This is a genomic window from Roseibaca sp. Y0-43, assembly GCF_020667835.1.
Classification (GTDB): domain Bacteria; phylum Pseudomonadota; class Alphaproteobacteria; order Rhodobacterales; family Rhodobacteraceae; genus Roseinatronobacter.
The window spans coordinates 374,520-384,375 of record NZ_JAFMPR010000002.1; the positions used below are offsets into that span (position 1 = coordinate 374,520).

Consider the following 9,856-nt stretch of genomic DNA (forward strand, 5'->3'; position numbering starts at 1 on the left):
GCAAATCTGGCCCGTCCTCTATACTGGTGCGAAATGCGATTTGACCTGAAAAAGCTGCTGGCCATGGCCGTGGTGCTTGCCACCGCGCTGGCTGCGGCTGGCTGGGCCTTGCGCGCCCCGGCCCCGCTGGACCGGGCCGAACGTTTGTCGCATTACGACACGCCGCTGCCTGCGCCGGAGGCAGGTTTGGGTGTTTATTACCTGGGCCACAGCCTGATCGGGCCTGATATTCCCGCCTTTGTCACGCAACTGGCGCAAGCCGCAGGCCATGCGCGCGCTTTCTACAACAGCCAACTTGGCTGGGGGGCAAGCCTGCGCACCCATTGGGAACCGGACGAGGCCATCGCGGGCTATGACGCCATGAACCAGCCGCCCGCCTACCGCCCCGCCAAACCCGCACTGGAAAGCGGCGAGTACGATGCGCTGGTGCTGACAGAGATGATCGACCTGCAAGACGCGATCCGCTGGCACGATTCGGGGCGCTACACCGCGCTTTGGGCGCAACTGGCCCGAAAACATGCGCCCCAGATACGAATTTACAAATACGAGACTTGGCATAACCACCATGACGCAGCCGATTGGCTGGACCGGATCGACCGCGACGCAGAGGCGCTTTGGGAAGGCACGATTCTGGCGCAGGCCAAGGCCTATCCCGGCGTGGGCACGATCCATGTCATCCCCGCCGGGCGCGCAATGGCCGCGTTTGCCCGCGAATTGCGCGCGCGCGGCGGCCTGCCCGGTATGCCCGACACTGACGCGCTCTTTGCACTGGCCGAGGATGGCACCCGCGACACCATTCACCCCAGCGACAAGGCCGCCTACCTGATCGCGCTGGTGCATTACGCAACGCTCTACCACGCCGACCCTCGCGGCCTGCCCCATCAGCTTTTGCGCGCCGATGGCACCCTTGCGGATGCGCCTGCGCCAGGGGTGGCGGCGCTGATGCAGCAGATCGCATGGGACGTGGTGCGCGCCACGCGCTCCAGCGGCGTGGCGCAAACGGCGGGGGAAAGCTGATGCGGTGGCTTGCCCCCCTGCTCGCGCTGCTGCTTCCGGTCACGGCATGGGCCGAGGGCTATCTCTCGCCCCGCGACGCGGGCGCGCCGCGCTGGCTGGGCATGAACATGACGGAGTTGCGCGATTACCAGCCACAGCTGCCCTTTATCGACATCATGAAAACCTCGCGCGCGTGGATGGCACACCGGACCGGCCAATGGGGTGGGTTCGAGGAACGCGACCTGATTGCGCTGGGCGCACTGGACGCGCACGGCTGGCCCCTGTTCGTGCCCGAAGGTGCCAGCGCCTTGGCCAGCCTGATGCTGGTCGATCTGGCCGAAGATGCGGGTGGTGTTGCGGGCAATTACCGCGTGACATGGGCGGGACAAGCGGATGTGCAGATCACAGGCCGCGTGGGCGGCACGCGCCGCATTGGCCCGCGCGAGCTGTGGTTCAGCACATCGCCCGGCCCCGGTCTGGTAGAACTGCAGGTGCGCGACATCGACCCAGCCGACCCGATCCGCGATATTTCAGTGGTCCATCAGCGCCATGTCAACGCGCATGACGCGGGCCAGATCTTCAACCCCGACTGGCTGGCGCGGGTCGAGGGCATGGCGGTGTTCCGCGTCATGGAATGGATGAACACCAATTACACCACGCTCTCCGACTGGGCCGACCGGCCCCTGCCCTCTGACTACACCTACACTCCGCGCGGTGTGCCGCTGGAGGTCATGATCCGGCTGGCCAATGAAACCGGCACCGAGCCGTGGTTCACAATCCCGCATCTGGCCAGCGACGATTTCATCGCGCAGATGGCGCGGCTGATACGCGACCAGTTGGACCCCGGCTTGCGCGCGTGGATCGAGTATTCGAACGAGACATGGAACTGGTCCTTCCCACAAGCAAACCATGCCCGCGCGCAGGCAGAGGCGCGCTGGGGCGATGGCAATCGCTGGCAGGAATGGAACGCCATGCGCGCGGCGCAGATGGTGCAGATCTTCAACCGCGAATTCGCAGGCCAAGAGGACCGCCTGATGCGCGTTCTGGCCACGCAGACCGGCTGGCACGGGCTGGAAGAGCAGCTACTGTCGCCAAGCTGGCAGGCCGAGAGCCCCGCCAACCCCGCACCGCCCACCTTGTTCGACGCCTATGCCATAACCGGCTATTTCAGCGCGCTTCTGGGCAATGACGAGAAGATCGCCATGACCCAAGGCTGGCTGCGCGAGGCCACGGCACTCGCCGAGGAAGAGGGCCGCGCGCAAGGGCTGTCGGGCGACGCGCTGGCCGATTTCACACGCAGCCGCGCCCATGACATCCTGCGGCCGCGCATGATCGCGGAATTGCGTGACGGGTCCATCAGCGGTGATCGGCGCAACACGGTCGCGCATTTTATTGACACCGACCTGCCCTATCACCGCGCCGTGGCCGACCGCTGGGGGCTGGAGCTGGTCGCCTATGAAGGCGGCACGCATCTGGTGGGCGTGGGGCCACATATGGACGATGCGGCGCTGACTGCGCTGTTCATCGACGTGAACTATTCGCAGGGCATGGCAGAGCTTTACACCATGCTGCTGGAAGGCTGGGTGCGCGGCGGCGGCGGGCTATTCGCCCATTTCACCGATATTCGCGCGCCGGGCCGCTGGGGCAGTTTCGGCGCGTTGCGTCATCTGACCGACCACAACCCGCGTTGGGATGCACTGGTCAGCTTCAACCCCGAACAGGTGTCACGATGAGCGTCGTCATCTCGATCATCATTCCCGCCAGCAACGAGGCGCGCTATATCGGCCAATGCCTGACCGCGCTTCTGGACAGCGACCCGGTGCCGGGCCACGCGCTGGAGTTGATCGTTGTCGCCAATGGCTGCACCGATGACACGGTCAAGGTGGCCCGCCGCTACGACATGCCCGCGCGCGAACGCGGCTGGACGTTGAAAGTGCTCGATCTGAAAGAAGGCTCCAAGATCAAGGCGCTGAACGCGGGCGATGTGGCGGCGATCGGGCGCTACCGGGTCTATCTGGATGCCGATGTGCGCGTCTCGCCGTTGCTGCTGGGGCAATTGATCGAGGTGCTGAGCAACCCCAACCCGCGCTATGCGACCGGCACGCCGCGTATCGCCCCGCCCGAAAGCCGCGTGACCCGCGCCTATGCGCGGTTCTGGCAAAGCGTGCCCTTCAACAAAAGCAACGCCCCCGGCTTCGGGCTGTTTGCCGTCAATGCCACCGGGCGCGCGCGCTGGGGCAAATTCCCGCATGTCATTGCCGATGACACTTTCGTGCGGCTTCAATTCGCCCCCGAAGAGCGCGTGCAGGTCGCCGCCGACTACACTTGGCCCATGGTCGAAGGGCTGGCGCGGCTGGTGCGCGTGCGGCGCAGGCAGGACATGGGCACGGCAGAGATTGCCAAGCGCTACCCAGAGCTTTTGCCGAACGAGGGCAAGGCCCGGCCTGACATAATGGCCTTGGCCAAGGCCGACCCGACCGGATTTGCAACCTATGCGCTGGTGGCCTTGTTGGTGCGCGCGGGCAAACCTTTTGCCGACAAGGACTGGTCACGCGGACGCTAGGCGGCGCGCGCGGCCTGCACGAAAGCCGCGATGCGCGCGCCGTCCTTCACGCCCGGCGCGCTTTCCACACCAGAGGACACATCCACCTGCCGCGCGCCGGTCAGGCGAATGGCTTCGGCCACGTTCTCGGGTGTCAGGCCGCCGGCCAGCATCCACGGCTTGGACCAGTCGCGCCCGGCGATCAGCCGCCAGTCAAAGGCAAGACCATTGCCGCCGGGAAGCACTGCATCTTGGGCGGGTTTGGCATCGACCAGTATCTGGTCGGCCACGCATTCATATTGCGCAAGTTTCGGCAGGTCGTCGGCGGAGGCGATGCCCACGGCCTTCATCACCGGCAGGCCGTAGCGCGTTCGAATTTCCGACACGCGCGCGGGTGTTTCGGCCCCGTGCAGCTGGATCATGTCGATGGGCACCTCGGCCAAGATCGCATCCAGCGCCGCATCCTCTGGGTTCACCACCAGCGCGACCTTGGCCAGCCCGATCGGCGCATAGAGCGCCAGCGCGCGTGCGGCGGCAATTTCCAGATGGCGGGGCGATTTGGGGAAGAACACGAAGCCCGCGTAGCTGGCCCCGGCCTGCGCGGCATGGGCCACGTCCTGCGCGCTGGTCAGCCCGCAGATCTTCACACATGTCGGTAACGGCATTCGAGGACTATTTCGCTTCCAGAACCGCCAGAACGTCGTCCTTCTGGGCAACGGCGGCGGGTGCGGCCTTTTCCAGCTTGGCCATATCGCTTTCCAACGCGGCCACGCGACGGCGCAGGCGGGCGGCTTCGGCACGGTAGCTATGCTCTCGCAGCCATTCCCAGATGAAGCCCAGCATCAGCCCCAAGCCGATGGCCAGACCCAGCAGGATGAACAGCGGCAGCCCGAAGCCGAAATTGAACCCGATCAGGTTGCCGATCGTTTCGGGGAACAACTGCACCGTGACCATCTCGCGGTTGGCCAGCGCGATGGTCGCCAGAAGCACCGCCAGCAGGGCGGACAGGCCGATTCGCAGATATGCCATCATTTGGAATTACTCCTCGATCCCGTTGAGCCGGTCGCGCAGAAGCTTTCCGGTCTTGAAAAAAGGCACGGCCTTTTCGGCCACTTCAACGCTTTCGCCAGTGCGCGGGTTGCGGCCCACGCGGGCGTCGCGCTTCTTGACCGAAAACGCTCCGAAACCACGCAATTCGACCCGTTCGCCACGCGCCAGCGCTTCGGTGATCTCGTCAAAGATGGTGGCGACAATGCGCTCGACATCGCGCTGGAACAGATGTGGGTTTTCTTCCGCGATTTTCTGGATCAGTTCCGACCGGATCATCCAACTTCCCCCCGCAAACCCGCGCTATGACTGCGCTTTTCGGCCTTTATATCCAAAAGCCGGGGACATGGCCACAGAAACCGACATGCCCCCGGTGCCTTGGTCCTGCGCCCTGCCTAGAACGCCGGTTGGGTCTGCCGCCGCCGTTGCAGCACGATCACCAGCCCCAGCAACAGAAGCGCCGGGATGTAGAAAATCTGTTGCGGCAGGCGGTCCGCCTCGCGCGCGACGGTCGTGATCTGAACTTGCTGGTCGGCGTAGAAGTCGAAATCGGCCAGCTTTTCCTGATAGGGCGTGCCGAACATCGGCTCTTCCATGGCGATGCCGTCTTCCGAGGGCAGCAGGAACAGACCGGTGTTTTGCAGCCGTTGCGCGGGGGCTGTGTCATCCACGATCAGGCGCAGCGTGGTCGAGCGCGGCTCTCCGGTGTTGAAATCCGGCCCTTCCACGAACAGGCGCAACTCATCGCCCGGCTGGGCATTTGTCAGCAACTCCTCGAACTGGGTGCCCGGCAAATCCTCGAACGGCGGCTGAATGCGGTCCAGCCAGAAATTCGGCACGAACAGTGTGAAGGCCACCAGCAGAAGCGCCGCCGATTCCCACAGCTTCGAGCGGGCAAGGAAATAGCCCTGCGTTGCCGCGGCGAAGAGCAGCATCGCGAAGGTTGCGATCACGAAGATGAACACCGCCTGCAAGATGCCCGCCGTGGTGCCCAGATCGACCCCATACAAGATGAGTGTCGGGTTGTAGATGAACAGGAAGGGCAGCGCGAGCGTGCGCAGGCTGTAGAAGAACGCGGTGAAGCCGGTCTTGATCGGGTCGCCCCCCGACACGGCGGCGGCGGCGAAGCTGGCCAGACCGACGGGCGGCGTGACATCGGCCATCAGCCCGAAATAGAACACGAACAGATGCGCCGCGATCAGGGGCACGATCAGCCCTTCACTGGCCCCCAGCGTGACCACCACGGTCGCCATCAGCGACGACACCACGATGTAATTGGCCGTGGTCGGCAAGCCCAAACCCAAGACAAGCGAAAAGAAGCCAACCAAGAGCAGCATCAGAAACAGGTTGCCCATGGACAGAAGTTCGACCAGCCCCGCCAGTTCCGTGCCAATGGGCGTGCGCGTGACGGTCGCCACGATAATGCCCGCGGCCCCCGTGGCCACGGCAATGCCGATCATGTTGCGCGCGCCCGCGATCATGCCCTCGATCAGGTCGGCAAAGCCTGCGCGCAGATGGGTCATGAAATCCCCTTCACCGCGCAGCATGGCCTTGATGGGGCGCTGAGTAAGCATGATGAACAGCATCATCAGCACGGCGAAATAGGCCGATTTCGACGGCGATTGCCGTTCGACCATCAGGAACCAGACCAGAACGACGATGGGCAGCAGGTAATGCAGCCCGGTCGGGACGACCTCGTTCATCTTGGGCAGCTTGACCTCTTCGGCATTGGGGTCGTCCATTTCTAGCTCTGGTCGCTTTGCGGAAACCCACAGACAGGCGAAATAGACCGCCGCCAGCACGGCAAGAATGACCGGGGTAGAGATACCGGGCGCCGCCGCGCGCAATCCGTTCACGCCAAGGATGACGCCGTAGAACATCACGCCCGCACCGACAAAGCCGATCGCGACCTTGCCCAGCATGACCAGAAGCGAGCCGCCCTGCCCCAGCGCCGGGATCCCGTTGCGCAGCGCTTCAAGGTGCACGATGTAGATCAGCGCGATGTAGGAAATGATCGCCGGGATGAAGGCGTGCTTGATGACCTCGAGATACGAGATGCCGACGAATTCGACCATCAGGAAGGCCGCCGCCCCCATCACGGGTGGCATGATCTGCCCGTTGACCGAAGACGACACCTCGACCGCGCCCGCTTTTTCCGACGTGAAGCCCACGCGCTTCATCAGCGGAATAGTGAAGGTGCCGGTCGTGACCACGTTGGCGATGGACGAGCCAGAGATCAGCCCCGTCGCGCCAGAGCCGACCACGGCCGCTTTGGCAGGTCCGCCGCGCAAATGGCCAAGGCCCGCGAAGGCCAGCTTGATGAAGTAATTGCCCGCGCCCGCCTTGTCCAAAAGCGCGCCGAACAGCACGAACAGGAACACGAAGGCCGTCGACACCCCCAGCGGAATGCCGAACACCCCTTCGGTGGACAGCCATTGCGTGTTGATGATGGCGTCGAACGACCGGCCCTCATGCGCGATCAGGTCCGGGATCAGCCAGCCGGTGCCGAAATAACTATAGGCCAGGAACACACCGCCGACGATGGTCAGCGCCGGGCCGAGCGCGCGGCGCGAGGCCTCGAGCAGCAGCACAAGCCCGACCATCCCGACCCAGATCTGGGTCTGCGTGGGCAGGCCCGCGCGGGCGGTGTCGGAAATCTCTCTGGAGAACCACAGCACATAAAACGCGCAGCCCCCCGCCACGATGGCCATGATCCAGTCGAGGATCGGGATATGCTTGCGCGGGGAATTCTTGAAGGCGGGATAGGCCAGGAACGCCAGGAACAGCGCGAAGGCCAGATGCATGGGCCGCGTCTGGTCAGACCCGATGATGCGCGCGCCGGGAATATATTGGGCGAATTGGAATTGCAGATCGGCGATCCAGACCTGAAAGCCCGACCAGATGAAGGCGACGCTCGCGATCAGCAGGGCAACGGAGCGGTTCGTCGGCTCGCGCCCGCCTGAATCCGTGCTGGCGACAAGATCCTGCAACTCTTCATCGGAAAAGCGGCGTTCTGTGTCTGGCGTTTGCGACATGGTCCATCCCCCGGTTCGCTATCGTGACTTGGCGCGAGTCCCGCGCACCATGGCCCCAACCGGGGCCATGGCGATGTTTTGGCATATGCCCGATTATTCCATCAGGCCCGCTTCGCGGTAGTAGCGTGCCGCGCCGTCATGGATCGGGGCGGAATTGCCGTCCGTGACCATGGTGGCCGGGTCCAGAATGGCCAGCGCCGGGTGCAGCGACTTGAACTGGTCAAGATTCTCGAAGATCGCCTTGACGACATTATACATCACGTCATCCGACACGGCGGTCGAAGACACGAAGGTCGCGCCCACACCGAAGGTGGTCACGTCTTCGGCGTTGCCGCGATACATGCCGCCGGGGATGGTCGCCATGCGGTAATAGGGGCGATCCGCCACCAGCCCGCGAATGGCGTCATTGTCCACGTTCACCAGCACGGTGTCGCAGGCGGTCGTCGCTTCCTGAATCGCGCCCGAGGGGTGGCCGACGGTGTAGATGATCGCGTCCACGTTGTTGTCGCACAGCGCGAGCGACTGCTCTGCGGGCGGCAGTTCCGTGGCTTGGGCGAAGGTGTCGGTGGTCCAGCCCATCGCTTCCATCACCACATCCATGGTGCCGCGCTGGCCGGAGCCGGGGTTGCCGATATTCACGCGCTTGCCGGCGAGGTCTTCGAAATTGGTGATGCCCGCATCGGCGCGCGCGACCACGGTGAAGGGTTCGGGGTGCAGCGAGAAGACCGCGCGCAGGTCTTCGAACGCGCCGGTTTCTTCAAAGCTGGACGTGCCGTTGAACGCATGGAACTGCCAGTCCGACTGGGCCACGCCGAATTCCAGCTCGCCCGAGCGGATGGCGTTGATGTTGAAGATCGACCCGCCGGTCGATTCCACGCCGCAGCGGATACCGTGTTCCGCGCGGTCCCGGTTGACCAGACGGCAGATCGCGCCGCCCGCGGGGTAATACACGCCCGTCACACCGCCGGTGCCGATGGAAATGAATGTCTGGTCCTGCGCCACGGCTGCGCCACCGAATGCGGTGGCAAAGGCGAAAACGCCGGCTGTAAGATGCTTGTTCATCATATCCTCCAGGTTGATTGCGCCACCACTGAGCGGGCGGCTTCAAGGCGCGCGGATGGGCAGGGTTGCCCCTGCGACCATGCGCCCCATGGGGTTAGAGGACGACGCCGGGCGCTGAGAGTCAAGCGGCGCGGGGCAGAAAAGGGGCGGTTGACCTAGGGGAAGGTGGCGGTGGCGACCGGTGACGCTGCTTGACGCATCGTTTGCAAATTTTCGGCGCTGAGCTGCCGGCCACACCGCGCGAACATGATATCTGGGCTTAGCCCTAAGCTGACCTGTAAGCCAAGCGCAACAGACCGCCGCCCTTTTCTCTGGACTTCGATCGCTGTTGAAGAACCTATGGTATCGATCAGGGCAGCTGAAATGCACCTGAAGCGCCCAGTCAAAAAGCGACCGGTTACTCTACGAACACCACTTTTAGAACTTTTCTATTGAATATCGTGATGCCATAGTGTCCATGTTTTTTGAGGCCAAGAGCACGAGGCTTCTAAGAATTTAAGAGACTCCGATGAAAGAGAGGGCAGCGATTTGATGTTTAGTCCAAAAAAATACAAAATACGGAAATGAATAGGCATTCTCTGGCGACGTCTCTTGCCGTATTATACATATTCATCGCCACTGGAGCGAAAGCCGAGAATCCAGCCATCGATACGGCTCCAAAGCTATACTCATTTGATATTTTTTCACTGCTTTCGTTCGGCCTGACAATTACGGCACTACTCATTTCTTTCTTTATGGCTTGGTTGTCTTGGCAATTCTATACAAAGTCTGTTGAAGCAAGTGAAAAGACACATGAGACTGTAACTAAGATTGAAGCACTCGTGGGCGGCGTTCAGAGTAGTATCTCGGAGATTATAAATCGAGCTATAACCCATTGGGTTGAAGGGAAGGAATCATCGGACCTCGGAGAGGCAAACCAAGACGTGATGAGCAAGCTTGAAGAAATTGAAGAGGCGTTAAAAGCAGGAAATGGATCTGATCAGAGTGAAGTTTTAAGGGATATCAAAGACCTGCGCGCACAGGTTGAGACATTAAGCAGAAAATCCCGCGAAATGCAGATTAAAACGATTTTCCCTAAATAGTTCGTTCTGAACAATCCATTCAGACGGCGTCAGGCGTGATCTGGTTGTCTGGGCGCTGGCTGAAAGCGTTGAGAATGGCCATGATGAACAGC

9 protein-coding genes are annotated in these 9,856 nt (G+C 62.6%); 4 read left to right on the forward strand and 5 right to left on the reverse strand.

Annotated features, from left to right (window positions below):
• Window positions 1–33 precede the first annotated feature (33 nt).
• From J1C52_RS04110 to J1C52_RS04120, 3 genes are read left to right on the forward strand one after another with little or no spacing between them, the layout of a single operon-like run.
• On the forward strand, window positions 34–1,017 hold the full coding sequence (locus tag J1C52_RS04110) for a hypothetical protein (protein WP_227426651.1): 984 nt from the start codon (window positions 34–36) through the stop codon (window positions 1,015–1,017).
• On the forward strand, window positions 1,017–2,729 hold the full coding sequence (locus tag J1C52_RS04115; RefSeq protein ID WP_227426652.1) for a hypothetical protein: 1,713 nt from the start codon (window positions 1,017–1,019) through the stop codon (window positions 2,727–2,729). The genes J1C52_RS04110 and J1C52_RS04115 overlap by 1 nt, the downstream gene beginning before the upstream one ends.
• A complete protein-coding gene (locus J1C52_RS04120) occupies window positions 2,726–3,559 on the forward strand; it encodes a glycosyltransferase (protein WP_227426653.1) in 834 nt (277 codons plus the stop codon). Before J1C52_RS04115 ends, J1C52_RS04120 begins: the two co-directional genes overlap by 4 nt.
• Here the strand turns inward: J1C52_RS04120 and J1C52_RS04125 are convergent.
• The 5 genes from J1C52_RS04125 to J1C52_RS04145 all read right to left on the reverse strand — a co-directional run bounded on the left by J1C52_RS04125 (window position 3,556) and on the right by J1C52_RS04145 (window position 8,682).
• A complete protein-coding gene (locus J1C52_RS04125; protein WP_227426654.1) occupies window positions 3,556–4,203 on the reverse strand; it encodes a phosphoribosylanthranilate isomerase in 648 nt (215 codons plus the stop codon). The genes J1C52_RS04120 and J1C52_RS04125 overlap by 4 nt on opposite strands.
• A gap of 7 nt (window positions 4,204–4,210) precedes the next feature.
• Window positions 4,211–4,570 (reverse strand): lipopolysaccharide assembly protein LapA domain-containing protein, encoded by a 360-nt coding sequence (locus J1C52_RS04130; RefSeq protein WP_227426655.1) that lies wholly within the window; start codon window positions 4,568–4,570, stop codon window positions 4,211–4,213.
• A gap of 6 nt (window positions 4,571–4,576) precedes the next feature.
• Window positions 4,577–4,864, reverse strand: a complete 288-nt coding sequence (gene ihfB / locus J1C52_RS04135) for an integration host factor subunit beta (RefSeq protein ID WP_072247606.1) — start codon at window positions 4,862–4,864, stop codon at window positions 4,577–4,579.
• Window positions 4,865–4,980: 116 nt separating this feature from the next.
• The gene (locus J1C52_RS04140; protein ID WP_227426656.1) at window positions 4,981–7,620 is read right to left on the reverse strand and encodes a TRAP transporter permease; all 2,640 of its coding nucleotides are present in this window, start codon (window positions 7,618–7,620) and stop codon (window positions 4,981–4,983) included.
• A gap of 93 nt (window positions 7,621–7,713) precedes the next feature.
• A complete protein-coding gene (locus J1C52_RS04145; protein WP_227426657.1) occupies window positions 7,714–8,682 on the reverse strand; it encodes a TAXI family TRAP transporter solute-binding subunit in 969 nt (322 codons plus the stop codon).
• A 563-nt stretch (window positions 8,683–9,245) separates the two neighbouring features.
• Between J1C52_RS04145 and J1C52_RS04150 the strand changes: the two genes are divergently transcribed.
• The gene (locus J1C52_RS04150; RefSeq protein ID WP_227426658.1) at window positions 9,246–9,764 is read left to right on the forward strand and encodes a hypothetical protein; all 519 of its coding nucleotides are present in this window, start codon (window positions 9,246–9,248) and stop codon (window positions 9,762–9,764) included.
• The last annotated feature ends 92 nt before the right edge of the window (window positions 9,765–9,856 follow it).

Excerpts from the sequence above, each read along its gene's own strand:
- J1C52_RS04110 (WP_227426651.1), top strand. The coding sequence starts at position 34 with ATGCGATTTGACCTGAAAAAGCTGCTGGCCATGGCCGTGGTGCTTGCC.
- J1C52_RS04145 (WP_227426657.1), bottom strand. The coding sequence starts at position 8,682 with ATGAACAAGCATCTTACAGCCGGCGTTTTCGCCTTTGCCACCGCATTC.
- J1C52_RS04150 (WP_227426658.1), top strand. The coding sequence starts at position 9,246 with ATGAATAGGCATTCTCTGGCGACGTCTCTTGCCGTATTATACATATTC.
- J1C52_RS04115 (WP_227426652.1), top strand. The coding sequence starts at position 1,017 with ATGCGGTGGCTTGCCCCCCTGCTCGCGCTGCTGCTTCCGGTCACGGCA.
- J1C52_RS04120 (WP_227426653.1), top strand. The coding sequence starts at position 2,726 with ATGAGCGTCGTCATCTCGATCATCATTCCCGCCAGCAACGAGGCGCGC.
- ihfB (WP_072247606.1), bottom strand. The coding sequence starts at position 4,864 with ATGATCCGGTCGGAACTGATCCAGAAAATCGCGGAAGAAAACCCACAT.
- J1C52_RS04125 (WP_227426654.1), bottom strand. The coding sequence starts at position 4,203 with ATGCCGTTACCGACATGTGTGAAGATCTGCGGGCTGACCAGCGCGCAG.
- J1C52_RS04130 (WP_227426655.1), bottom strand. The coding sequence starts at position 4,570 with ATGATGGCATATCTGCGAATCGGCCTGTCCGCCCTGCTGGCGGTGCTT.
- J1C52_RS04140 (WP_227426656.1), bottom strand. The coding sequence starts at position 7,620 with ATGTCGCAAACGCCAGACACAGAACGCCGCTTTTCCGATGAAGAGTTG.